The sequence below is a fragment of the Sphingomonas mali NBRC 15500 genome (assembly GCF_001598415.1).
Lineage (GTDB): Bacteria > Pseudomonadota > Alphaproteobacteria > Sphingomonadales > Sphingomonadaceae > Sphingomonas > Sphingomonas mali.
In genome coordinates this window covers 53,481-78,345 of the sequence record NZ_BCYX01000008.1, presented here as the reverse complement: position 1 = coordinate 78,345, position 24,865 = coordinate 53,481, and the positions used below count along the sequence as shown (strand labels likewise).

The following is a 24,865-nucleotide window of genomic DNA, read 5'->3' as shown; positions in this document are numbered from 1 at the left end:
GCCGCCAGTCCAAGGAAAGCATCCCCCCTTCCCAGCCGTTGATCGACGATCAGTGTTGCACCGCCATGGTCGGCAGATCGTGACCGGCACTGGCAAGTTCGCGTTCGGCCTGGGCAAATCCGTAATCGGGCACGACCTCTCCAGCGCGATCACTGATGTCGTCCCAGGCGGCGGCAACCCGTTCGCCCGCGTCGGCGCCGCCGCCGATATATGCGCCCTGCGTCAGGGTGACATTGGCCCGAGCGAAATGTCCGGCACCTGCGCACAGGATGGCGCGCGTGGGTGCCTCGTCCCGCACCAGCGCAAACAGGCCGGGGCTGACCAGATCGGGGGACAATTGCGTGAGCGCGTCCGGCGACAATACGCCCTGGGTCATTTGCGTGGCGGCCGTTGGCGCGAGGCAGTTGACGCGGATGCCATATTTCTCGCCCTCGAGGGCGAGCGTCTGCATCAGGCCCACGAGCGCCATCTTGGCGGCGCCGTAATTCGCCTGGCCGAAATTGCCGTACAGGCCCGAGGACGAGGTCGTCATCACGATACGCCCATATTGCTGATCGCGCATGACGTCCCAAACCGCCTTGGTGCAGATCGCTGCCCCCATGAGGTGGACGTCGACAACCAGACGAAAATCGGCGAGGTCCATCTTGGCGAACGATTTGTCGCGCAGGATACCCGCATTGTTGACCAGAATGTCGATCCTGCCCCAACGCGCCAGCACCGCTGCCACCATCTGCGCGACGGACTGTTCATCCGTCACCGAAGCACCGAACCCGATTGCGTCGCCGCCGCCGGCGACGATCTCGGCGACGACCTGATCCGCGTTCGCCGCATTCATGTCGTTTACGACCACCTTGGCACCGAGACTGGCCAACAGCAGCGCATGGGACTTACCCAGTCCGCCTCCCGCACCGGTGACGATAGCGACACGATCCCGCAACTTCATACTCAGCTCCTGATTCACTATCATGTTAGCTAATTAATTTCGGACGAAACACAAAGCGCTTTTCGTCCTCAGCTTTTCAGAGCCGGCGGCACCGCTTCGGTCGCCCGGTCGACCTTTGGTGCCTGCAATCCGCTGAGGTCGGATGCCATCAGGAAACCGGTGAGCTGGCAGAACATCGCGACCTGACGCCGGTAGGATCGCGGATCGAACCGGTTGATCCGCCCCGAATGCGCCCAATAGGCGCCGAGGTCGCCCTGAACGCCATAGCCGGGAATGCCGAGATAGCGGGCACCGCTGCCCATCCCATACCAGGGGCCCTGCGACGTTCCATGGACGCCCGGCCGCCCTGGCGACCGGATCACGCACGACCGGACCTGATTGTCCCTGGCCGCCTTCAGCGCTTCATCGATCATGGCCTGATTGGTCGTCGCGTAGACCCAGGTCGGTAGCGATCGGCCGCTCGGCCTGATCGCGTCGCCGTCGAACACGTATTCGATCTGGCCGAGATGCTCCATCGCCACCATCGCGACGATCCTGTCGCGTGCGTGCGGATTCTTCTCGAAATAATCCTGCCTGGCCCAGGCGCGTTCGGCGCCCGGCATGAAATGACGGCAGTCGAGTTCGATCATCAGGGTACGCGGGCGATCCGGTTTGGGGATCCTGCTCATGTATTTGACGACACCAAGCAGCCCGAGCGCGCCGTCGTCCTGGCTGATCGACGGACCGTCGGTATGGGTCCGTAATTGCACCTGCTGGTCGCGATCGGTGCCGTAGTCGCGACCGGGAAGATAGGCGATCAGCTGATAGGCCTGGCTGTCGACCAGCGCGCCCTCGACCCGGATCGTGGCGGTCGCGCGATTGCGGGCATCCGCGATGACGGTGTCGCCCACCAGCCGATCGACATAGACCGACGGGAAATCGTACAGCGCCGGTACGGGGAAGGTATAGAGCCCCTCCGTCGCCGCGCGGTTTAGGTTCATCGCGAAGACGATGCCGGCGGGCTTTCGGTCGCGCATCGTGGCGACGAACGTCGCCGATGCGGTCATGTCGTCCCAGACCGTGTCGGATATGGAATGGGTGCCGTCCTGGTTTTGCGGCACCGGCCTGCCCTCGACCGGCCAGCTGTCGAACGGCGTGCTGTATTCGTAATCGCTGCCGCTGAACGCCGCGCGCACGTCGGCGCGCGGCACCGGCCGATAGACGACGATCTTGCCGGTCACGTCGGGCTTGGTCTCGGGATCCCAGAGGACCAATTGGGCGGTGACGCCATCCGGTCCGGTGATCCCGCAATTCGCGCCGAAATTGGCGACGTGGACGGGGTGCCCGTTCGACACGAGCCCCCATTTGGACGCGTCCGGCCAAACGCTCGATACCATGCGCTTGAAGATCCAGGGCGAGCGATGGACGTCGGCGCAGCCGAACGCCTTGAGCTTGGCTTCGAGGAACTCGAGGAACGAGTGCCAGGACTCGTTCCCGGTGAGCGCCGGTCCCTTGCTGTCTTTGTAGCGGTGCCATGCCATCGCCTCGGCTTCCGAGACTACCCATTGCCGGTTGGGCGGCCCGAGCAACGGCGAGGAAGCGGTCGCACCCCGCGCCGGCAGACCGACCAGACCGATCGCCGCGCCGGCCCCGAGGCCTTGCAGCACGTCACGCCGCTTCATCACCATCGATCCCTCTCCTTGCGCATGTCCGGCCATCGGGCTGGTCTTATCGTTCGCGCGCGAGATGAGTATTGCCGAGCGTCAGAGTGTCCCGGCGGCATAGGCGGCGCTAAGACCGAGCTTGTCGATCTTCCCGGTGGCGGCGAGTGGCATGGCGTCCACTCGCACGATGTCGTCGGGCAGCCACCAATCGGCGATTTTACCGCGCAACGCCGCGATCAGCTCCTCGTCGCGCAAGGTCGCACCGGGGCGAGGCTCGACCACCAGCACCGGACGCTCGCCCCATTTGCCGTCGGCGCGCGCGATCACCGCCACCTGGCCGATCAGCGGCTCGCGGCCGATGATCGCTTCGATCTCCGCTGGATTGATCCATTCGCCACCGGATTTGATGAGGTCCTTGGACCGCCCGCGGATCGTCAGGTTGCCGGCCATGTCGATCGACGCGAGGTCGCCGGTATCGAAGAACCCCTCCTCGTCCAGCACATCTTCGGTCATGCCGAAATAGCGATCGAGCACGCTCGGGCCTTTGACCTTCAGATGGCCGACCGCGTCGTACTGCCGGGGCAAGGCGATGCCGTCCGCATCGGTCAGCTTCACGTCGAGCCCCATCAGCAGCCGGCCGGCACTTGGGCCGGATTCGCCCCCTGGCGGCGCGGTCACACCCAGCGGCGACAATTCGGTCATCCCCCAACTGGTCTGGACCTTCGCGCCCAACCCCGTCTCCAGCCGCCGCACGAGTCCCTCGGGGCAATCCGATCCGCCGACGATGACCCGCTCGAGATCGGGAAGAGTCGCCCCGGTACGCTCGAGATGCTCGACGACCCCCAGCCATACTGTCTGGACGCCGACCGCGATGGTCACCCGCTCGTCGCGCATCAACTGGAACAGGCTGGCCCCATCGGCATGGCGACCGGGCAAGACGACCTTGGCGCCCGCCGCCGGGGCGGCGAACGGCAGGCCCCAGCCATTGGCGTGGAACATCGGCACCGCGATCAGCAGCGAATCCCGCGCCGTGATCGCAAAGGCGTCCGCCTGAAGCGCGCGCAACGTGTGGAGATAATTCGACCGGTGCGTGTACAATACGCCCTTCGGCCGCCCGGTCGTGCCCGAGGTGTAGCACAAGCCCGCCGACGTGGTTTCCGGGAACGCGCCCCAAACCGTCTCCTGCCCCATCGTCGCCAGGAGACGTTCGAATTCCCACTCCCGAACGTTGGCCATTTTCGGCGCCGGCGGATCGCCATCGATCCACAGCAGATGCTCGAGCGTCGGACAATGCGGCAACAATTGCTCGACCAACGGGGCGAGATTGGCGGGTACCGCGAGGATGCGGTCGGCAGCCTCATTGATCATCGCGGCCAGTTGTTCGGCGGTCAGCCGCGGGTTGAGCGTGTGGCACACCAGGCCGATGCCCATCGCCGCGTAATAGAGTTCGAAATGATGCTGCGTGTTCCACGCCAGCGTCGCGATGCGGTCGCCGGGGCGCATGCCCAGGGCAAGTAGTGCTCCCGACGCACGATTGGCGCGGTCGCGAAGATCCGCATAGCCGATCCGCAGCGATGCCGCGCCCGCCCGGGCAGTCACCACCTCACGCGCGCCAGCCCATCGTGCGGCGTGGTCGAGGAATTTATCGACGGTCAGATCGTAGGATTGCATGGGATCTTTTGGTTAGAGCACGGCACGGGCAGAAAACGGATGCCCGGGGAAACGGGCGGACGCCGGTGCGCCCGCCCAGTGGGGAGTCTCAGAAACCTTCGTCGATGCCGGACCGGCTAGCGCTTCTTGGCAAGGTACGTCTTCGCCTGGGCCCTGACCACGTCGACCAGATTGCCCATCGCCAGGTTCATATCGATCCGGTGCAGCCCCCAGTCGGGTAGCTTTTTTCCGTCGATGATGACGTCACCGACGATCACGTTGGTGCGCTTGCCCGACGGCGTGGGATGGATGGTGATCGCCAGGAAATTGTGATTGCCCTCGCTACGGCACTCGGCACTGAGCAGGCCTGGCACCTCGACGAAAGGCTCGGCGATCGCTTTGGGCGGGTTGGTCCAGGGCCCCTGCCGCTCGCCGCTGGCGGTCACCATCTCGGCCCCGGCGCCGAGATAGGCGTGCAGCGGCGCGTCGCCGCCGGCCAATGCCGCCGGATTAACGCACGCCGCCTCGAGGCCTGGCCCTGCCGAGGCACCGAACAGCTTGGCGTCGGGCGGCGGCGGGCTATCTGCCCGGAATGAGGAAAAGTTGATCGCGCAGCCGATCTGCCCGACCGCGCGGCAAAGCGGGATCGCCTTGAAATCGCCGCCGACGTCCTTGCCGACCGGAACCTGCAACCGATAGCCGGCAAGGATCACCGACACTATCTGGCGCTGGATCGGCTTCCCGTCGATCTCGTTCTTGACCAGCTGGGCTAGGATGCCCGACCCCTGCGAGTGACCGACCAGCACGACGCCGCGACCGTTATTGTCATGGGCGAGGTAATAGTCCCAGGCGCGCTTGACGTCGTCATAGGCCATCTGCCGGTCGGCGGGGATTGGCGTGCCACGGATATTGGCATGAAGCGCCGACAGCGTCACTTGCCGGTACAACGGCGCGAAACGCCGGCAAACCGCGCCGAATCGGGCAAATTGCTGGTTGATGACGGCGATCTCTTCCTGCTCGACCTTCATCGACGCATTGCCGCCGGGATCACGCGATACCGTGGGATACACATAGAAGCAGTCGATCGGCGCCTTGGGATCGGCGCGGAAGCGCTCCACCGTGGTCGAGCCGTCGGCGCGCAGGATGACGGCGTCCTGGTTGGAGCGGCCGCACGCGTCGCCGGACTGGTCAGGACGACACAGCCACGCTGCCGGGCTGGCGTAATCGGGCGTATCGGATGCGGTCACTGGCGCGGCCACGGCGGGGGCCGCTTGCAACGCAGCGGCTGCGAACGCCGCCACCGCCCAGGCAATTCGGGACAGTGTCGATCCGATCGAACCCGATCCCGAGCGTCGCGTCGCCCTCGCCTGCCTCATACTGCTCTCCCTTTCGACCGTCTGCCGATTGAGACCATTTGGCACTCCCAAAACGCCAGAGTCAACATTCACTATGTTGTTAGATAATATCTTACCGAGCCGGGCGAATGGCTTAGGGCCTACCTGCCGGCGGCCTCGCGAGTGCGAGCCAAGGAATACTTCTATTGGACCGGCAAGCGGCAATGTCATTGCGATTGAGGCAGACGCGCAGATTCTGTGAACTGGCTTTCTATCCGATGAAAACCGTCGAGGCGGGCTGCGTTCGGCCTCCAGCCGAAATTCCGGCCGGCAGTTCGTCCGGCACCGGGGCAGGCCATATTGGATCGTCGCAGTGGCCAAGCGGCGTCAGGAGTCCAGGACGGCCCGTCGCAATAATCTCTCCGATGATCGGCATAATGTTGGTTTAGCCATATTGCCATGCAGCATTGCGAGTTGATCGAGGTTAACCTCCTTGCAAAAGCAGGGGATTATTCGCCATGCCAAGCCTGTATATCTCGCCTGCCGGGTCCGGGGACAAAAGCGGCAGCGACATAAACAATGCAGCGTCGATCGGTTCGCTCAACACGCTGATCGGAGGGGCGGGGCCGGGTGGCGAGGTGCTGCTGCTGGCCGACCAGGGCGACTACAACGTTACTGGCATTCTCGCGCTCACCCGCGGGGGGGCGGAGGGCCAGCCAGTAGTCGTGCGCGGCATCGATTCCGGCGGCAATGCCATGGCCGCGCATTTCACCGGCTCGCGCCCGCCCGATTGGCAAGCGGGCGATGCCTCCGGCAATGAGCTGTTCAAACTCGGCACGGGCGCCGACAATCTTGAATTCCGCGACCTGCGAATCGACAATGTCGGCACGGCCTTCCGCGTCACCGCCGATCTCAGCAATCTCCACATCGAGGGCGTCGACGCGAACAATGTCCGCCGCTTCTTCGAGGATTATTCCAGCGCGCCGTCGGGTACCGCGACAATCACCGGACTGACGATCCGTGACGTCGACGTGCGGGGCTTCTCCAGGGCCGCGATCCGCCTCCAATACGATACCAACGACGTTGTGATCGACAACGTCACGGCGGACATGGCCGGGCAAACCGGCGACGACCTGCCCGAAGGCGTCCATCTCGACGGCACCGTCCACAACGTCACGCTCAGCCAGGTGGCGATGGAGAATGTCCAAAGCACCGCCGGCGCCTATTTCAACGGCGACGGCTTCGCGAGCGAGCGCGGAGCCTATGACGTGCGCTTCATCGACACCGTAGCGCGCGGCAACAGCGACGGCGGCTACGACCTCAAGTCGAGTGACACCGTGCTCCTCCGCGCGCTCAGCGAGGAGAATGGCCGCAACTATCGGTTCTGGGGCGAGGCGACGCTGATCGACTCGGTCGGCCTGAACCCGGTGCTGCGCGGCGGGATCTCCGAGCAGAACCAGCTCTGGCTTGACGACGCCGCCAACGTCACCGTGATCGGCGGACGCTTTGACGATGCCGGATCGCGCACCAAGGTGATCTCCTCGCAGGGGCACCTCACCTTGCAGGACGTCGAGATCACCCGGTCCGAACTCTCGACGCTCGTCACCAGCGATTCGCTCCCTGGCCTCAGCGGCGCGGAGACGATCCGCGAAACGCTGACCGTCGATCAAGGCAGCGCGTCGCCTGGCGCGACCGACTATATCGCACTGCTGCCGCTGCCCGCCACGGCCACGGCGGACGTGCTGCTCGGCACCGCGGGTGACGACATCTTCCTTGTCGACAACACCGGCGACCGGATCACCGAAGCCGCCGACGCCGGGTTCGACCGGGTCGAGACGACGCTCGACAGCTACACGCTCGCCGGCAATGTCGAGGAGCTGATCCGTCGCGGCGCCGCCGATTTCACCGGCAATGGCAACGCGCTCGCCAACACGATGATCGGCGGCGCGGGCAGCGACACGCTGGGCGGGCTCGCCGCCAATGACGACATTGCCGGCAATTCGGGCGACGATTCACTCGCGGGCGGCAATGGCGAGGATCTGCTCCGGGGCCAGTCCGGTGCCGACATGCTGCTCGGCGGCTGGCAGTCGGATTGGCTCGACGGCGGCACGGGTGCGGACCGCCTGGTCGGCGACCAGGAATGGCTGAGCAGCCAGGGCGCCAACGACCGGCTCGACGGCGGAGACGATGCCGACCTGCTGATCGGCGATGCGACCAATATCTATGACAGCGGCAAGGGGGGCAGCGACCGGCTGACCGGTGGCACGGGCGACGACATTCTGATCGGCGACGGTGACGTGATGACGGATAGCGCCAAGGGTGGCGCCGACACGCTGGACGGCGGCGACGGCAATGACTGGCTCTATGGCGACGGCCGAGCATCGACCGCGACGGTGGTTGGCGGCGCCGACAAGCTCTATGGCGGCGACGGCACCGATCACCTGGTAGGAGGCGGCGGCAACGACCTGCTCGAGGGAGGCGCGGGCGCCGACTGGTTCGTGTTCGCGCCCGGCTCCGGCGCCGATGAGATCACCGACTTTACGCCCGGCGCAGACCATATCGATCTCAGCGCCTTCGACATCGCTTATGAGCAGCTCAGTTTCGCCACGAGTGCGGGCGGCGTTCGCATTTCCATGGGTACCGACAGCATCTTCGTGCGCGGCGCGCAGGAGCTTTCTCCCAATGATTTCGTCTTCGGCTGACGTCCCCTCGGAAGGCCGCCGAACCACTCCCGAGCCAGGGCTCGGCGGCCGTCTCGATCGCCTCGCCGCGCGGAGGCACCCCGCACGGCTGGCGAGGCTCAGCCGAAGATGAAGTCCGCCTGATCGAGCGCGGCGACGCCACGCACGAAGATCGTGTCGGTGCCGCCCAGCTGGATCGTCACGCCCGCGCTGCTCGTGGTGAAGTGCAGCGCCTCATAGGCGATGTCGAAGGCGCTGAGATCGATATGGTCGGCCTCGGCGCCGCCGCGGGTGAAATCGGTGATCTCGTCGGCGCCGGAGCCGGGCGCGAAGACGAAGCGGTCCGCGCCCGCGCCGCCGGTCAGCTTGTCCGCCCCGCCCCGCGCGCCAGCCGCCATGTTCACCGCGTCGCCGTACAGCACGTCGTTGCCGAGCCCGCCGATCAGCGTGTCCGCGCCGCCGATCCCGCTCGCCGTCATGTTCATTCCGTCGCCGATCAATATGTCGTCGCCATCGCCGCCATCGAGCGTGTCCCTGGCGGCAAGCGACGAGACCCAATCGGTATCTCCGATCAGAAGGTCGTTGCCCGCGCCACCATATAATCGGTCGGTCTGCTGCCCGCCGTACAGCGTGTCGCCACCGTCATCGCCGTAGAGCGTATCCTCGTTCTTGCCGCCATCGAGCCGGTCGACGCCGACGCCTCCTCGCAGCGTGTCGTTGCCGTCGTCGCCGGAGAGCGCGTCGTCGCCGTCGCCGCCGGTCAGCACATTGGCGCCGGCGCTGCCCAACAGCACATCCGCAAAGGCCGAGCCCTGCGCATTCTCGATACTGAGCAACTTGTCGCCCATGGCATCACCACCGCTCGCGGTCTGGGCACGCAGGTTGACCAGCACCCCGCCGAGCGAGCCGGTATAATCCACGGTGTCCGATCCCGTGCCGCCGTCGAGCACATCCCCGCCCGCCCCGCCACGCAACATATCCGCGCCGTCTCCGCCGGCCAGCCGATCCTCACCACCGCTGCCAACGATGAAATTGTCGAGCGCATTGCCGGTCATCGTCGCGCCGATCGTCCCGGTATAGACCAGCTCCTCGATATTGGCGCCGAGCGTGTAGCTGGTCGCGGCGGTGCGGATGCGATCGCGCCCCTCTCCCGCCGCCTCGATCACCTGGTCGCCAGCCTCATAGACGATATAGAGGTCGTTGCCGGTGCCGCCGCGCATCACGTCGTTGCCGCCGCCGCCATCGAGCTGGTCGTCCCCTGCCCCGCCGACCAGCAGATCGTCGCCACCCCGCCCATAGAGGATGTCACCGAGCAGAGGATCATCGCTACCGGTGATGCTGTCGGAATAGTTGGAGCCGATCACGGTCTCGATGCCGACCAACCGGTCTCCCTCCGCCTCGCCGCCGTGATTGTCGTTGGTGGCAAGGTTCACATTGATCGCGGCGGACTTGGTATAGTCGACCTGATCGCGCCCCGCCCCGCCGTCGAGCAGGTCCGCGCCCGCGCCGCCAACCAGCTTGTCGTCGCCATCGAGACCGTAGAGCGCGTCGTCCGACGCCTTGCCGTAGAGGCTGTTATCGAGCGCGTTGCCGGTGCCGATAAAGCTACCACTGCCGCTATAGCTGAGATCCTCGACACCATCGGCGAGCGTCAGCGAGGACAGGCTCGTACGCACGATGTCGAGCCCGCCGCCGATCGCCTCGATCACCTGGTCGCCGGCATTGTCGACTACATAGGAGTCGTCGCCCGTGCCGCCGATCATCACGTCCGCGCCCGCGCCGCCGTCCAGCGCGTCGTTGCCCGCGCCGCCCTCGAGCCGGTTGGCGTTCGCGTCGCCCGTCAGCGTGTCGGCGAAGGCGCTACCCACCAGGCCTTCGATCCCGGCGAGGCTGTCACCCTGCGCATCGCCGCCCGACAGGATATTGGTCGCCAAATTGACCTTCACGCCCGCGGCGCTGCCTGCATAGACCGCAATGTCGAAACCGCCGGCACCGTCCAGCCGGTCACCCCCCGCGCCGCCGTCCAGGATCTGGTCCGCCCCGTCGCCGACGATCGTATCGACGAAGCCGGTACCGATAAAATGCTCGATCCCGTCGAACCGGTCGCCCTCCGCTTCGCCGCCGCTGCTCGCGCCGGTCTGGAGGTTGATCGAGATGGCACTCGCATTGGCGCTATAGTCGACCGTATCGACACCGGCCCCGCCGATCAGCATATCGGCGCCCGCGCCGCCCTGGAGCAGATCGTCGCCGCCGCGCCCGTCGAGCCGGTCTGCGCCCGCGCCGCCGTACAATGCCTCGGCAGCATCCACTCCGGCCAGCGAATCGTCGAACGCCGAGCCGACCAGCGCCTCGATGCTCGTCAGCCGGTCGCCCGCCGCATCGCCGGTGCCGCCCTGCACCGACAGAGCCAGGTCGACCTGCACCGCCGCCGCCGAGCCCGAATAGTCGGCGGTATCGAGGCCATCGCGCCCGTCGATCAGGTCCGCGCCCTTGCCGCCGACCAGCCGGTTGTCGCCCGCATCGCCGTTCAGCACATCGTCGAACGCCGACCCGATCACGCCCTCGATCGCAACAAGGCTCACGCCGTCCGAAGCCGTGCCCGTTGTCAGGTCCGCCGTCACGGCGCCTGCGCGGGTCGAAAAGTCGGCGACATCGACGCCCGCCCCACCGTCGAGCCGATCCGCTCCGCCATTGCCGACCAGCCGGTCGTCACCGGCAGCACCCGACAGCACATTGGCCGCGCCGTCGCCGACCAGCACATCGCCAAAACCGCCGCCGACCAGATTCTCGATTCCCGTCAGCACGTCACCCTGGGCATCGCCGCCGCTGCCGGTGCCGCCCAGCACCGCGTTCACCGCTGCGCCGCTCGCCGAATAATCGGCCGTGTCTATCCCGCCGCCGCCAGTCAGCCGGTCCGCACCTGCGCCGCCGACCAGCACATTGTCGAAACCGTCGCCGCTCAGCACATCGTCGAAGCCCGAGCCGATCAGCCGCTCGACCCCCTGGAGCCGGTCACCCTGGGCATCGCCGCCAATCCCGGTGCCGGCGACAAGGTCGACCGTCACCGCACCGCCACTGCCCGAATAATCCGCGCTGTCGAACCCGGCGCCGCCGATCAGCGTGTCGGCACCTGCGCCGCCAATCAGCAGATCGTCGCCGCCGCGACCGTCGATCCGGTCGTCGCCCGCACCACCGCCGATCGAGTCCGCGCCGTCATTGCCCGACAGCGTATCGGCAAAGCCCGAGCCGAGCACCGCCTCTATCCCGATCAGCCGATCACCCGCCGCCTCACCGCCGCTTGCCGCGCCATTGGCGAGATCGACGACCACCGCTGCGCTGCTGCTGCCATAGTCCACCCAATCGAACCCGGCGCCCCCGTCGAGCAGATCCGCGCCCGTACCGCCATCCAGCATGTCGTCGCCGGCACCGCCCGAAAGCACATCGTCCCCCACGCCGCCGAACAGCCGGTTCGCGCCCGCATCGCCCGTAAGGACATCGGCGAAGGCCGAACCCTCGACTCCCTCAAACCCGTCGAACAGGTCGTCCTCGGCATCCCCGCCGCTGGCGGTGAGGCGCAGCAGGTCGATCCGCACCCCGGCGGCGCTGCCGGCATAGCTGAGCAGGTCTTGCCCCGCGCCGCCGACCATGATGTCCCGCCCTGCGCCGCCTTCGACATGGTCGTCGCCGCCATCGCCGACCAGCATGTCGTCGCCCGCGCCACCTGCGAGCCGATCATCGCCCGCCCCGCCGCTCAGCATGTCGCGTCCGTCGCCCCCCGCCAGCGCATCGGCCGCCGCCGTGCCCGCCAGCAGGTCGTCGCCAGCGGTGCCCGCCATCGCCGCGACGCGTTGCCCGGTCAGGGTCAGCACCGATCCAGTGCCACGCTGCGACTGGATTGTGCCCGGCCCGGTGACGAGTCCGAAATCCTCGACCACCAGCCTGCCGTTCCTCTCCGCCAGGTTGAACAGCTTCGGCGACCCGGGGTCGGAGAAGAGCGCCCCGTCGATCGTCGCACTCGCGCCTTCGGCCAGCCAGATATGCTCTCGATTGCCGCCCGCCAGCGGCGCGCCCGCGTCGAGGCTGACGATATTGCTCAGCTGCGCGCCGGTGCCCCACAGCCGGATGTTGCGACCGTTGCCCGAGACGATCGCGCCGTCGACGACGATGTTATCGCTCTTCAAGTCGAGCCCGCCATCGCTGTTGCCCGTGGCGATTACGTCGCGCAGCGTGATGTCATAGGTACCGCGCTCGGTCGCGAAGCCGTCGCCGTTGCGATAGTCGTTCACCGTGTCGAGCGCGTTGCGCATGGCGACACGATCGATCGTCACGTCGTGCGCGGTGCCGGTGATGTGGACGCCGATCGCGAAATTGTCGCCGTCCTGGAACTGGCTATCGCCGCGCACATCCTCGATCAGCACGTCGTTGCTGTCGTATTGGATGCGGATCGCGCCCTTGGAATAGCCATTCACCGCGACGTCGCGAATCGTCAATCCGGCGATCGTGGCGCTGGCATTGGCCCCCGAGACCATATCGTCGAAGAAGCGGGCGACGTTCGTCGCGTCGACATGCTCGATCGTCAGGTTGTGCACATCCGCGCCGACGCGAACGACCGTGCCGACATTCTCGAAGGCCAGATCGCTGAAGCGCAGATTGTCCGCACCACTCAGCAGCCGGAATATTTCCTCTCCCGGAGGGTTCGCCGGGTCGAAGGGCTCGGGCCGCGTGCCGGTGATCGTCGCCGCCATCGCATTGCCCGCGCTATCGACCCCACGGATCGTCACCGGCGCGCTCGCCGTCCCGCCCGCGACGATCGCCAGCGCGTCGAGCGGCGCGATATAGGCCCCCTGGTCGGCGAGCAGCAGCACCTGCCCGCCCGGTCCCGCCGCCGCGATGAGCTGCGGCAGATCCTTCAGCGTCGCGGCGTTCGCGGCGCTCGAGCCGTCGCCCGAACCGCTACCGGTCGGCGAGATGTAAAGGGTAGGCATGGCAAGGCTCCCGTCATAAGCCCCAAAACGTAACGCCCCACCGAAACCCAATCGTCGACACAGCGCCGCCCCGGCGTCGCGCACAGGCTCGAAGCTCGCGCCGCGGTGCACCTCGGGAAGCTGCCCCCTTTAGTCGCATCAGACAGCCCGCGACGGCGCCCGGGTCAACCATATGCTGCGTCCGCGAAAGCCGAATCGCCCCTTTGCTCCGACGACCGGAACCGCTGGCGCCTTCGCTCCCCAGGCTTTGACCGCTACCAAGGTCGACAAGTCAGATTGCTGCACCGCGAAAGCAATGCAGCGACTGTGAGTAGGAGGCGCATGTTCTAGGCCAACCTGCTGCACACTAAAGATTGTCTACGCCTGAGGAACCCGATCGGAGACCCGCCGTGCAGCAGGACCTGTCCCTCGGTACGTCCCGACCGCCCGCGGACACCGGGCTCGACGCCTTCGTCCTGATCCTCGCCATGCACCGCGTCGCAGCAGACTCGGCAGAGCTGCGCCACAGCCTCGGCCATGCCAACCCTGTCACGGCGTCCGATCTGGTCCGCCTGGCAAAGCGCATCGACGGGGTCCGCGCCCGTGCCACGACCGGCGATTTCGAACGGTTGAGACGCCTTCCCATGCCGGTGATGGCTAGCGGCACTGAGGGCTGGTTCGTGATCGGCCGCGTCGGCGAGGATGCCGTGGCGATCCAGCGTCCCGGCGCCGCGATCGAGCGCTGGGACCGCGCCACGCTGGAGGCCCGGTGGACGGGCACGCTGCTCCTCGTCGCCACCCGCGATTCCGCGCAGGTTGCCGCGTCCGCCTTCGACATGACCTGGTTCATTCCCCAGATCGTCAAATATCGAAAGCTGATCGGCGAGGTCCTGCTGATCACCCTCGCGCTCAACCTGCTCGGTCTCGCCGCGCCGCTCTTCTTCCAGAACGTCGTCGATAAGGTGCTGGCGCACAACAGCCTGGCAACGCTGCAGGTGCTCAGCCTCGGGCTCGTGCTGGTCTCGCTCTGGGAAGTCGCGTTCGGCTGGCTGCGCACCCGGCTCTATTCGGAGACCAGCCAGAAGCTCGACGTCGAGCTGGGCAGCCGCCTCTTCCGCCACCTGCTCCGCCTGCCGCTAGCCTATTTCGAGAATCGCCGCGTCGGCGACACCGTTACCCGTATCCGCGAACTGGAGACGGTGCGCGAATTCATGACCGACGCCTCGCTCACCGTGCTGGTCGATCCGTTGTTCACGATCGTCTTCCTCGTCGCGATGTTTCTCTACTCGCCACTCCTCTTCGTCATCGTCGCGCTCACCCTCCCCGCTTATGTGATCGTCTCGCTCCTCGTCACCGGTCCCTTGCGTCGCCGGCTCGACGAGAAGTTCGCGCGCGGCGCCGCCAACAACGCACTGCTCGTCGAGAGCGTCTCGGGCATGCAGACGCTCAAGGCAGCCGCGGTCGAGCCGCAATGGCAGGACCGCTGGGAACGCCAACTCGCCGCGTACAGCGCCGCCAACCAGCGCGTGATCAACCTCGGCAATTCGGGCAGCCAGGCGGTCCAGCTCATCTCCAAGCTAAGCCTCGCCGCGATTCTGTTCTTCGGCGCGCAGCAAGTGATCGCCGGTGCGCTGACCATCGGCGGGCTGGTCGCCTTCAACATGTTCGCTCAGCGCGTTTCCGGCCCCGTCATCCGCATGGCGCAGCTCTGGCAGGACTTCCAGCAGGTCCGCCTTTCGGTCCAGCGGATGGGCGACATCCTCAATACCGGCGCGGAGCCCGGCGCCGGATCGCGCACCGCTTTGCCCGTGCTCGCCGGTCATGTCCGCTTCGAGAATGTCCGTTTCCGCTATGCCGCCGACGGCCCCTGGACATTGGACGACATCAGCCTCGACCTGCCTGCCGGCGCCACGCTCGGCATCGCCGGCGCCTCGGGATCGGGCAAGTCGACGCTCACCAAGCTGCTCCAGCGCCTCTATCTGCCGGCAAGCGGCCGCGTGCTGGTCGACGGCGTCGATCTCGCGCAGATCGATCCTGCCTGGCTGCGCCGCCAGATCGGCGTGGTGCTGCAGGAGAATATTCTGTTCAACCGCTCGATCCGCGAGAATATCGCGCTTGCCGATCCCGCCATGCCGATCGAGCGAGTGATGACCGCCGCCCGCCTCGCCGGCGCGCACGACTTCATCCTGGCGCTGCCGCGGGGCTATGACACGATCGTCGAGGAGCGCGGCGTCAACTTCTCGGGCGGGCAACGCCAGCGTCTCGCCATCGCCCGCGCGCTGATCACCAACCCGCGCATCCTGATCCTCGACGAGGCGACCTCGGCGCTCGATGCCGAGAGCGAAGAGATCGTCCAGCGCAATCTCAAGGCGATTGCCGCCGGCCGCACCGTGCTGATCATCGCGCATCGCCTCTCCGCGATCCGCCAGTGCGACCGAATCCTGACGCTCGACAAGGGGCGCATCGTCGAGAGCGGCACGCATGACGAGTTGCTCCGTCTCGGCGGCCGCTATGCCGCGCTCCACCATCGCCAGATCGGCGTTCAGGCGGGGGCCGCGGCATGAACGCTCTCGCCCGTCACTGGGCTGCCGTTCGCGATGCGCTCGACAATGAGCGCGCGCGGTCGCGCCGGGTTCTGCACACCGAGGAGGCCGACTTCCTTCCCGCCGCGCTCGAAGTGGTCGAGCGCCCGGTGTCGCCGACCGCGCGGGTCACGGCCTGGCTCTTGCTCGGCCTCCTCGCTGTCGCGCTGCTCTGGCTGGTCCTTGGCCGGGTCGACGTCGTCGCCTCGGCGCCGGGCAAGCTGGTTCCCGCCGACGACGTCAAGCTGATCCAGCCCGGCGCGGCTGGGATCGTCCACGCCATATTGGTTCGCGACGGCCAGGGCGTCCGCGCCGGCCAGCCGCTGGTCGAGTTCGACCCCACCGTTTCAGATGCCGACACGGCGCAAGCCAGCAAGGCGCTGGAGACCGCCCTGCTCGACGCCGCGCGGCTGCGCGCTGTGCTTTCCGCGGTCGACGGCCAGGGTCTGCGGTTCACACCGCCCGCCGGAACCACAGCCGAAGTCGCGGACACCCAGATCGCGCTCGCCCGCGCCCAGCTCGCCGACATCCAGGCGACCGGCCGGACGCACGCCGCCGACACCCTGGTCGCCACCGCCGCCCGTGCCGAGGCGCAGATCCAGGCGGCCAAGCTCACCGAGACCCTCCCGCTGCTCGACGAGCAGATCGCCGCCAACGAGAAGCTGCTCGAAAAGGGCTATGTCTCGAAGCTCCGCGTGATCGAGATGCGCCGCCAGCGCCTCTCCGCCGCGCGCGACCGCGACGCCGCCCTCGCCACGGCACGCAAGGCGGAGGCGCAGATCGCGGTGGCCGGCGGCAATTCGAGCCAATCCACCGCCGAGGCGCGCGCCCGCGTCCTCACCGATCTCGCCAAGGCCGAGAGCGACGCGAGACTGCGCAAGGAGGAGCTCACCAAAGCCACCAAACGCAGCAGCCTCCAGCGCCTGGTCAGCCCGGTCGACGGCACGGTCACGCAACTGGCCGTCCACACTGTCGGCGGCGTAGTCGAGGCGGCCAAGCCGATCATGGTGATCGTGCCCGCGCGCGGGGCGCTGGTCGCCGAAGTGGCAATCGCCAACAAGGACGTCGGCTTCGTCGCTGCCGGCCAACCGGTCGCGCTCAAGATCGAGGCCTTTCCTTTCACGCGCTATGGCGCAGTGCAGGGCAGGCTCGAGCAGATCAGCTCGGACGCGATACAGGACGAGAAACGCGGACTGATCTACACCGCGCGGGTGACGCTGGACCGTGCGACGATCCAGCGGGATGGCGCAACGGTCGCCCTCACCCCCGGCATGGCGGTCACCGCCGACATCCGCACCGGCCGCCGCTCGCTCGCCTCCTATCTGCTGAGCCCGATCGACGAGATCAGCACGACGGCCGCGCGGGAGCGCTAACGCCTTTTACATACACGCCAGTTGCAAATCCAAGCTTACGACGAGGGTTCGCTTCCCTTCACCCGCTCCGATCCTCAATCTCAGTTGGGGCGGCCGATTCGAGGTACCATCCCCCGTCGCGGTATGGCCGAGGGTGGCCTCAGCGTTTTCCGGCATCGATCCGGGCTGGTGAACGGACGACCGCTTTCCGGTTGCCCTCGGGAGAGGCGGCAGGTTGTCGCTCATGTAGGTGCGCATCAGCCGTTTTGGGGCGCAACCGGCCGAGCCGAGACTCGATCGTGTTGAGACTGAGATGGGTGACAATCGGAGTCCGAAGAGAGGCTGCCTGCGGCGGCATACGAGACGCACTCGAGTTCGTACTTAGACAACTGGCGCGTTCGCGCGACGGAGGACAGATGGCCCATGCTCCGATGTCCCTGGGTAAAACCTTGGTTCAGTCCGCATTTGCGCGTTGCGGCTACAGGATCGTAAGGACCGATCCTGGCGCGCAGTATCGACCAACCTCGGCCGATGCGCGCAACGCCGCGGACTTGCTCCAGAAGATCCTTCCGGTGGTGCAGCACAATGCGCTGACCGGAGAATGGCCGACGCCGGCATTTCTCGAGCATTATTTCGACGCAAGCCGCCTTGCGATGGCCCGCCTTCTGCTTGATCGATGCGATGCGGAAGAGGTCGACATTGCCGGCAAGCGAGTGTTGGACATAGGATGCCATGCGGGGTGCCTGTTGCGCCTCATGCGGGCACGATATCCGGATTCCTCGCTCTTCGGATGCGATGTCAGTGACGTAAAGCTGGCGATGGCCAAACGGGCCTGTCCCGATGCCGAACTGTTCTTCAGCGCGCTGTCGGACCTTCCCGAGTCATCGAGCTACGACGCGGTGTTCCTGATGGAAGTGCTTGAACACACGGTGGATCCCGAAACGGTCGTCAGGCGCTTGCTCGATATCGTGTCAGCCACCGGCACGCTCATATTGACGGTGCCCGATGGGCGGGAGGACCACCTTCCCGCCAAGGAATATCATTCGGAATTCGAATCCTATGCGGGCCATATCAACTTCTGGAGCCCGGAAAGCTGGCGCTATTTCCTCGCCCGGATCGCGCCAGAACGGACGCTCCGCACGGGCCAATTGCCGACGGGACATTTATTCGCCGCGCTGAGCACGAAAAACGCGATCCGGTAAACCTGTGCTCGGGTACCCCATTCCGGCGCGTGAGAGAGCCCGCTCGGTCTTCGGGCCTAGCCGCGGTTGCGTCGTCGCCACTATTGGGGCGACGGACTCGGGGTCGCGCGTCGGAAACTGCCCTTGGGTTGCGGCACGCCGCTGACGGTAAAGGTGCCGCCCGGGACCAGCGTGATCACATACTCGCCCTGGTCGTCGCAGGTCACCAGCCATACCGGCCGACCCTCGTTACGTGGCTTTTCGACGATCGAGACGATCTTCTTGCACGTGTAATCGGCGTCGTAGATCGCGCGGAACAAGGCGACGCGCTGCTGCACCGTATTGAGCGCGCGGAATTTGACCTCGACCGGGTCGGGTGTTGCCGGGGCGGCCGGCGCCGCGGCGTTGCCGCCGACACCTCCGCCGCTACAGCCGGCAAGCAAGATCGCGGGCACCAGCATCATCGCACCGACCTTCATCGCTCGTCTCCTTCTGCTATCGTGACAACACATGGGCGGCCGTCGCGTGCCATCCCTCTATCGCGAGCGTGCCGCCGGCATAAGCGACGTCCTCGGTAACCTCGGCGGTGCACCAGGACGGCATGACGATCGCGGCAAGCTCAGCATCGTCGTCCGCAGATATCTCCGCCAGGATCAGTCCGGCCAGCGCGCCCTCGAACACGTCGATCGCGAACCCGCCGCCAACGTCGTGCCGCCGTTTGACCAGCACGGCCGCCGGCAGCGCCGCCAGCGCGCCATATTCAGCCGCGTCGAGATAGATGTTGGTCATCGGGCGCGACGACAGGCCTGTACCGAGATATTTCTTGCCGAGCTTGCATACCACCGATCCATCGGGCGCCGTCACGCGGCGCAACCGCAAGCCGGTGCCGGGCAGATAGCGATCTTCGATCAGCCGCGCCGCCGCCGCATCGAGCGCGGGCGCCAGCGCGGGGTCGACGAGGAAGCGCCGCTCGCGTTCGACGACGCTATATTTCGGGATGTGTCGCGCGGTCAGATGCCGTCCGCGACGACCTCTCGGCCCGCCGCCTCCAGCCGCGCCGTCAAGTCGGCGATGGTAGTGTCGACCAATGCCTGATCGGGGCTCCGCACCACGAAGTTCGCACCGACGCGGCCGTCGCGAAAGAACGGATAGCTGCCGATCGCAACGCCTTCATGCGCCTTTTCCGCCTCGCGTAGGATATCGGCCACTTCGCTTTCGGCCACCCAGCAGCCGATCGTGCGGCTGATCACCGGACGCCCGCCTTCGAGCGTGCCGGTCAGCGCGTCGAGCATGCCCGCGGTAATGTGCGGCACGCCCGCCATGATGAAGACATTGCCGATACGAATGCCGGGGGCGCCCGATACGCGATTCTCGATCAGCTCGGCGCCCTCGGGCACGCGCGCCATCCGTTTGCGCGCTTCGGTCAGGCCGCCGCGGCTTTCATAATAGCGTTCGAGCGTGGCGAGCGCCTTGGGGTGATAGGTAACGCCCACACCCAGTGCCTCGGCGATCGCATCGACGGTGATGTCGTCATGCGTCGGGCCGATCCCGCCGGTGGTGAAGAGATAGTCGTTGCGCGCACGCAGCTGGTTTACCGCCTCGACGATCGCCGCGGTGACGTCGCCGACCACCCGAACCTCGGCCAGCCGGATACCCTGGACATTGAGCCAGGCGGCGATCTGCGCGACATTCTTGTCCTGGGTGCGCCCCGACAGGATTTCGTCGCCGATCACGACAAGCGCCGCGGTCCAGATCCTCTCATTCGCTTGGCCGGTCATGGGATCAGCGATAGCCTCGCAAAATCGGCGCGTCATCGTTATATCGTTCGCCATGACCGAATATGTGACTGTCACCAGCGACATGAACCTCGCGCGCAATGGCGCGATCAAGCTCTATGGCCGCGACGCGTTCGACGGCATGCATCGTGCCGGGCGCCTTGCCGCCGAGACGCTCGACATGCTGGTGCCGCACGTCGTGCCGGGCGTGACCACCGCCGAGCTCGACGATTTGATCCGCAATTTCATGATCGCCGGCGGCGCCGCGCCCGCGACGCTCGGCTATCGCGGCTATACGCATTCGAGCTGCATCTCGATCAACCATGTCGTCTGCCACGGCATCCCGTCGGACCGCCAGCTCAAGGACGGCGACATCGTCAATATCGACGTGACCCCATTGCTCGACGGATGGCACGGCGACACCAGCCGGATGTACCTGGTTGGCGACAATGTGCCGATCAAGGCGAAGCGGCTGGTCGACGTGACCTATGAATGTCTGATGCTCGGGATCGAGCAGGCCAGACCGGGCAACACGATGGGCGATGTCGCGCACGCCATCCAGACGCATGCCGAGCGCCATCGCTTTGGCGTGGTGCGCGATTTCTGTGGGCACGGCGTCGGCAAGCTGTTCCACGATGCGCCCGAGGTCGTTCATGTCGGTCGCCCCGGTACCGGCCCCGAGCTCAAGCCGGGCATGATCTTCACGATCGAGCCGATGATCAACATCGGCAAGCCCGACGTGAAATTGCTCGACGACGGCTGGACCGCGGTGACCCGCGATCGCTCGCTGTCGGCGCAGTTCGAACATTCGATCGGTATCACCGAGACCGGCTGCGAGATCTTCACCGCCAGCCCCAAGGGGTACGACCGGCCGCCTTACTGATGGATGATCTAGCGCTTTACTGGCGCAGGATTTTTTCCATAGGCCGGCCGTTCGCGAGCTCATCGACCAGTTTGTCCAGGTAGCGGATTTCGCGCATCAGCGGCTCATCGATATTCTCGATGCGCACGCCGCAGATCGTACCGGTGATCGCAGATCGTGCAGGATTGAGGCCGGGCGCGCGGGCGAAGAAATCCTCGAAACTCGTATTACGCGCCAGCTCTTTGGCCAATCCTTCGCGGGTATAGCCGGTCAACCAGCATATGATCTCGTCGACTTCGGCTTGCGTTCGCCCCTTCCGCTCGGCCTTGGCGATGTAGTGGACGTACACGCTCGCGACGCTCGTCGCATAAATGCGATGCGGCATTGCCTATTCCGCTTTCGCCGCGTCGATTGCTCTCTGGCTGCGCACGAACGGGTAAGCGAGCTGCTTGAGATACCCCTGCGGCATCTTCTCCGGGATGCCATAGCCCTGCGGCCAGCGGCCCGCCGGCAGATGGAACGTCCCGAACAATTTGTCCCAGAGCGGAAAGTGGATCGCGAAATTGACGTCGACCGCTTCGGCTTCGAGGCCGTGGTGCCAATGGTGGAAACGCGGCGTCACCATGAAATGGCCGAAGCGGTCGAAATCGCCCTTCAGATTGGCGTGGACCAGCCCCGAATAGATGTACACCAAGGCGACATAGGCCTGCATCACCGAGGGCAGAAAACCGAAGGTCAGCAAGGGCAACGAGGTCACGCTGCGCAGCAGGATGATCTCGACGAAATGCATCCGCGCGCCGGCCAGCCAGTCCATCGCCTTGGCCGAATGATGGACCGCGTGGAATCCCCACAGGAACGGCACGCGGTGGAAAGCGCGGTGAAACCAATATTGCACGAAGTCGGTCAGCAGCATCGCTTCGACAAACTGCAGGACCCAGGGCTGCCCGCCGATCGCCGCGCGGATGCCGGCGAGCGACACGGTGTTGGCGTTGATGATGCTCGACGGGGCCAGCGCGAGATAGGTGAAGACCTGCACGAGCATCGAGCTCAGCAGATAATAGAACAGGTCCTCGCGCCACTCGGTGCGGAACAGGCGCTGGTCCCTATTGTGCGGCCAGAACCGCTCGATCGGCGCGAACATCAGCCCTGCGGCGATCAGGTTCACGACGAAGAAGTCGACCCCGAAGAATATGCCCCAATCGTGCGTCTCGCGCGGCGAGACATTGGCGCCGCCGAGCAACGCCGCGGCAATGCCGATCGCGAGCGCGGTAAAGCCGATCGCCTTCTTCGTCCGCAGCATCAGGCTGAGCAGCGCCAGCGCATAGCTGGAGATCAGCACGGCATGGACGACAGGCCGGAACCACAGGGTCTTCTCGACCGCCTGCAGCTCAGGCGTCGCGAACCAGCCCGGCCAGCGCAACGCAACGACAAGGCCGAAGCCGGCGATCGCCAGGACGAGGGCGAAGAAGCCCGAATACCAGCCGCTGCCGAAATTGCGGATCGCGACGGGCGCTTCGAGCTCGTCGCGCAAATGGTCGAGTGGATTGGCCATCGGTATCCCCTATCCCGATACGGTTAAGCACCCTCTACCACGCAGCCCCCCGCCGCGCTATCGACTGCCAGCGACTCTTCGAAGAAAGAGTATGGTGGAGGGGTAACGACATGCGGAGCTGGATCGCGTTGCTGGGAGCGGCCGTGCTGGCCGGATGCGGATCGTCGAGCGACAATTCGCCGGCGCCGTCGGGCGCGGTGGGCGCCGCGAAGATCGACTCCGCCTATCTGACCAGCGGCGGCAACGGCGCCGACTGGGCGATGACCGGATTCAATTACAACGAGCAGCGCTACAGCCCGCTGACCCAGATCAACGCCGGCAATGTCGGATCGCTCGGCCTGTCCTGGTATGCCGACCTGCCCGACGCGCGCGGTCAGGAATCCACTCCGGTGGTGATCGATGGGACGATCTACGTCACCGGGCCGTGGTCGAAGCTGTTCGCGTACGACGCCCTCTCCGGCAAGAAATTGTGGGACTACGATCCCGGCGTCGACAAGACCAAGGGCGTCCAGGCGTGCTGCGACGTCGTCAATCGCGGCGTCGCGGCGTGGAAAGGGAAGCTCTATCTCGGCACGCTCGACGGCCGGCTGATCGCGATCGACGCCCCGACCGGCAAGCCGCTGTGGAGCGTCCAGACCACCGACAATTCCAAACCCTATACGATCACCGGCGTGCCGCGCGTGGTGAAGGGCATGGTGATCATCGGCAATGGCGGCGCCGAATTCGGCGTGCGCGGCTATGTCACCGCCTATGACGCCGATACCGGCGCCAAGCGCTGGCGCTTCTACACGGTGCCCAACCCGACTCTCGCCGCCGATGGCGAGGCGTCCGACGCGGTACTCTCCAGGGCCGCGAACGCGACCTGGTCGGCGAACGGCCAGTGGAAGCAATCGGGCGGCGGCGGCACGGTGTGGGATTCGATCATCTACGATCCCGAGCTCGACCAGCTCTATCTCGGCGTCGGCAACGGCAGCCCTTGGAACCACGGCCTGCGGTCCGAGGGCCAGGGCGACAATCTGTTCCTGTCGTCGATCGTGGCGCTGAAGCCCGACACCGGCGAATATCTCTGGCATTATCAGGAGACGCCGGCGGAAAGCTGGGACTTCACCGCGACCCAGCCGATCATCCTCGCCGACCTCACCATGAACGGCCAGAAGCGCAAGGTGCTGATGCAGGCGCCGAAGAACGGCTTCTTCTTTGTCGTCGACCGCACCAACGGCAAGCTGATCAACGCCGGAAAATTCATCAAGTCGGTCAATTGGGCGGACAGCTACGACCTCAGGACAGGGCGGCCGAACGAGAATCCCGCAGCGCGCTTCTACAAGACCGGCAAGCCGTTCCTTGCGGTGCCCTCGGCGCTCGCCGCGCACAATTGGCAGCCGATGAGCTTCAACCCGAAAGCGGGCCTGGTCTATGTGCCCGCTCAGGAACAGGTCGGGCTCGCCTATATCCCGCCCGATGCCGCTAGCGGCACGCGCGAGCCGATCGGCTTCAACGTCGGTACCAATATGTCGGCCGGCATGTACCCGCACGACGCCAAGACCATCGGCGCGATCACCGCCGGCGCGACCGGCGCGCTGGTCGCCTGGGACCCGGTCGCCAACAAGGAGCGCTGGCGGGTCGATTATCCGACCCCGTGGAACGGCGGCACGATGACCACCGCGGGCAATCTGGTGTTCCAGGGCACCGCGCTCGGCGAGTTCCGCGCGTACGCCGCCGATAGCGGCAAGCAGCTCTGGGCCTATCCGACGCAATCAGGGATCATGGCCGGGGCCGCCACCTTCACGGTCAAGGGGCAGCAATATGTCGCGGTACTGACCGGGCGGGGCGGCGCGCTGCCGCTCTCCATCGGCTATGCGATTGGTGCCGCCAAGAACGTGCCCAACCTGCCACGCTTGCTGGTGTTCAAGCTGGGCGGAACGGCGCAATTGCCGACGCGCGTCGCGCTTCCGGCGGGCCCGTTCAATCCACCGCCATCGACCGCGCGGCCCGAACAGATCGCCACCGGCCAGCAATTGTTCGGCCGCTATTGCCAGGTCTGCCACGGCGCAAGCGCCGGCGGTGGCGGTGTTCTCCCCGATCTCCAGCGATCGGGTGTCCTGGCCGATGCCGATACCTGGAAGTCGATCCTGATCGACGGCGCGCTGGCGAAGAACGGCATGGTCAGCTTCGCCAAGGTGATGAGCCCGGAACAGGCGCAGCTGATCCGGCTTTATGTGATCGATGAAGCGAATTGGGCGAAGAAGAATTTGCCGCAAGGGGCGGCGGGGAAACCGGCGGGAAAGCCCTAGGCCGGACTTTCGAGTCTCCCCTCCCTGCTTGCAGGGAGGGGATTAAGGGGTGGGT

Annotated in this window: 16 protein-coding genes; 6 read left to right on the top strand and 10 right to left on the bottom strand. The window is 66.1% G+C overall.

Annotated elements, in window-relative coordinates:
• Positions 1–49: 49 nt before the first annotated feature.
• The 4 genes from SMA01S_RS08605 to SMA01S_RS08590 all read right to left on the bottom strand — a co-directional run bounded on the left by SMA01S_RS08605 (position 50) and on the right by SMA01S_RS08590 (position 5,612).
• Complete coding sequence (locus SMA01S_RS08605) at positions 50–949, bottom strand: SDR family NAD(P)-dependent oxidoreductase (RefSeq protein ID WP_218016860.1); 900 nt, start codon at positions 947–949, stop codon at positions 50–52.
• Positions 950–1,011: 62 nt separating this feature from the next.
• Positions 1,012–2,640 carry a hypothetical protein gene (locus tag SMA01S_RS08600; protein WP_066820380.1) on the bottom strand — a complete coding sequence of 543 codons (1,629 nt, stop codon included), beginning with the start codon at positions 2,638–2,640 and terminating at the stop codon, positions 1,012–1,014.
• 45 nt (positions 2,641–2,685) lie between these two features.
• The gene (locus SMA01S_RS08595; protein ID WP_066820378.1) at positions 2,686–4,257 is read right to left on the bottom strand and encodes an AMP-binding protein; all 1,572 of its coding nucleotides are present in this window, start codon (positions 4,255–4,257) and stop codon (positions 2,686–2,688) included.
• A gap of 116 nt (positions 4,258–4,373) precedes the next feature.
• Positions 4,374–5,612: a DUF3089 domain-containing protein gene (locus SMA01S_RS08590; protein ID WP_084250195.1), complete on the bottom strand. Its 1,239-nt coding sequence runs from the start codon at positions 5,610–5,612 to the stop codon at positions 4,374–4,376.
• A gap of 476 nt (positions 5,613–6,088) precedes the next feature.
• On the opposite strand from SMA01S_RS08590, the gene SMA01S_RS08585 reads away from it, so the two are divergent.
• Entirely contained in the window at positions 6,089–8,272 is a 2,184-nt protein-coding gene (locus SMA01S_RS08585) for a calcium-binding protein (protein ID WP_066820374.1), read from the top strand.
• Between the two features lie 98 nt (positions 8,273–8,370).
• On the opposite strand, the gene SMA01S_RS25265 is transcribed toward SMA01S_RS08585, so the two are convergent.
• Positions 8,371–13,236: a beta strand repeat-containing protein gene (locus SMA01S_RS25265; RefSeq protein WP_066820372.1), complete on the bottom strand. Its 4,866-nt coding sequence runs from the start codon at positions 13,234–13,236 to the stop codon at positions 8,371–8,373.
• Between the two features lie 389 nt (positions 13,237–13,625).
• On the opposite strand from SMA01S_RS25265, the gene SMA01S_RS08575 reads away from it, so the two are divergent.
• The 3 genes from SMA01S_RS08575 to SMA01S_RS08565 all read left to right on the top strand — a co-directional run bounded on the left by SMA01S_RS08575 (position 13,626) and on the right by SMA01S_RS08565 (position 18,351).
• Positions 13,626–15,779 carry a type I secretion system permease/ATPase gene (locus SMA01S_RS08575; protein WP_281179173.1) on the top strand — a complete coding sequence of 718 codons (2,154 nt, stop codon included), beginning with the start codon at positions 13,626–13,628 and terminating at the stop codon, positions 15,777–15,779.
• A complete protein-coding gene (locus SMA01S_RS08570) occupies positions 15,776–17,170 on the top strand; it encodes an HlyD family type I secretion periplasmic adaptor subunit (RefSeq protein ID WP_066820370.1) in 1,395 nt (464 codons plus the stop codon). The genes SMA01S_RS08575 and SMA01S_RS08570 overlap by 4 nt, the downstream gene beginning before the upstream one ends.
• 296 nt (positions 17,171–17,466) lie before the next feature.
• Positions 17,467–18,351 carry a class I SAM-dependent methyltransferase gene (locus SMA01S_RS08565; protein WP_157093872.1) on the top strand — a complete coding sequence of 295 codons (885 nt, stop codon included), beginning with the start codon at positions 17,467–17,469 and terminating at the stop codon, positions 18,349–18,351.
• An 80-nt stretch (positions 18,352–18,431) separates the two neighbouring features.
• On the opposite strand, the gene SMA01S_RS08560 is transcribed toward SMA01S_RS08565, so the two are convergent.
• The 3 genes from SMA01S_RS08560 to SMA01S_RS08550 all read right to left on the bottom strand — a co-directional run bounded on the left by SMA01S_RS08560 (position 18,432) and on the right by SMA01S_RS08550 (position 20,108).
• The gene (locus SMA01S_RS08560; protein ID WP_066820361.1) at positions 18,432–18,809 is read right to left on the bottom strand and encodes a hypothetical protein; all 378 of its coding nucleotides are present in this window, start codon (positions 18,807–18,809) and stop codon (positions 18,432–18,434) included.
• Between the two features lie 16 nt (positions 18,810–18,825).
• A complete protein-coding gene (locus SMA01S_RS08555) occupies positions 18,826–19,194 on the bottom strand; it encodes a CYTH domain-containing protein (protein ID WP_245649206.1) in 369 nt (122 codons plus the stop codon).
• A gap of 146 nt (positions 19,195–19,340) precedes the next feature.
• A complete protein-coding gene (locus tag SMA01S_RS08550; protein WP_174543099.1) occupies positions 19,341–20,108 on the bottom strand; it encodes a competence/damage-inducible protein A in 768 nt (255 codons plus the stop codon).
• A 52-nt stretch (positions 20,109–20,160) separates the two neighbouring features.
• On the opposite strand from SMA01S_RS08550, the gene map reads away from it, so the two are divergent.
• The gene (gene map / locus SMA01S_RS08545) at positions 20,161–20,988 is read left to right on the top strand and encodes a type I methionyl aminopeptidase (protein ID WP_066820357.1); all 828 of its coding nucleotides are present in this window, start codon (positions 20,161–20,163) and stop codon (positions 20,986–20,988) included.
• A gap of 16 nt (positions 20,989–21,004) precedes the next feature.
• Here the strand turns inward: map and SMA01S_RS08540 are convergent, their stop codons facing one another.
• Together SMA01S_RS08540 and SMA01S_RS08535 are read right to left on the bottom strand one after the other, a co-directional pair.
• Positions 21,005–21,352 carry a DUF2200 domain-containing protein gene (locus SMA01S_RS08540; protein ID WP_066820355.1) on the bottom strand — a complete coding sequence of 116 codons (348 nt, stop codon included), beginning with the start codon at positions 21,350–21,352 and terminating at the stop codon, positions 21,005–21,007.
• 3 nt (positions 21,353–21,355) lie between these two features.
• Positions 21,356–22,519 carry a sterol desaturase family protein gene (locus SMA01S_RS08535; protein WP_066820353.1) on the bottom strand — a complete coding sequence of 388 codons (1,164 nt, stop codon included), beginning with the start codon at positions 22,517–22,519 and terminating at the stop codon, positions 21,356–21,358.
• Between the two features lie 110 nt (positions 22,520–22,629).
• Here SMA01S_RS08535 and SMA01S_RS08530 point away from each other — a divergent pair, with 110 nt between their 5' ends.
• Entirely contained in the window at positions 22,630–24,810 is a 2,181-nt protein-coding gene (locus SMA01S_RS08530; RefSeq protein WP_066820351.1) for a PQQ-dependent dehydrogenase, methanol/ethanol family, read from the top strand.
• Positions 24,811–24,865: the final 55 nt, after the last annotated feature.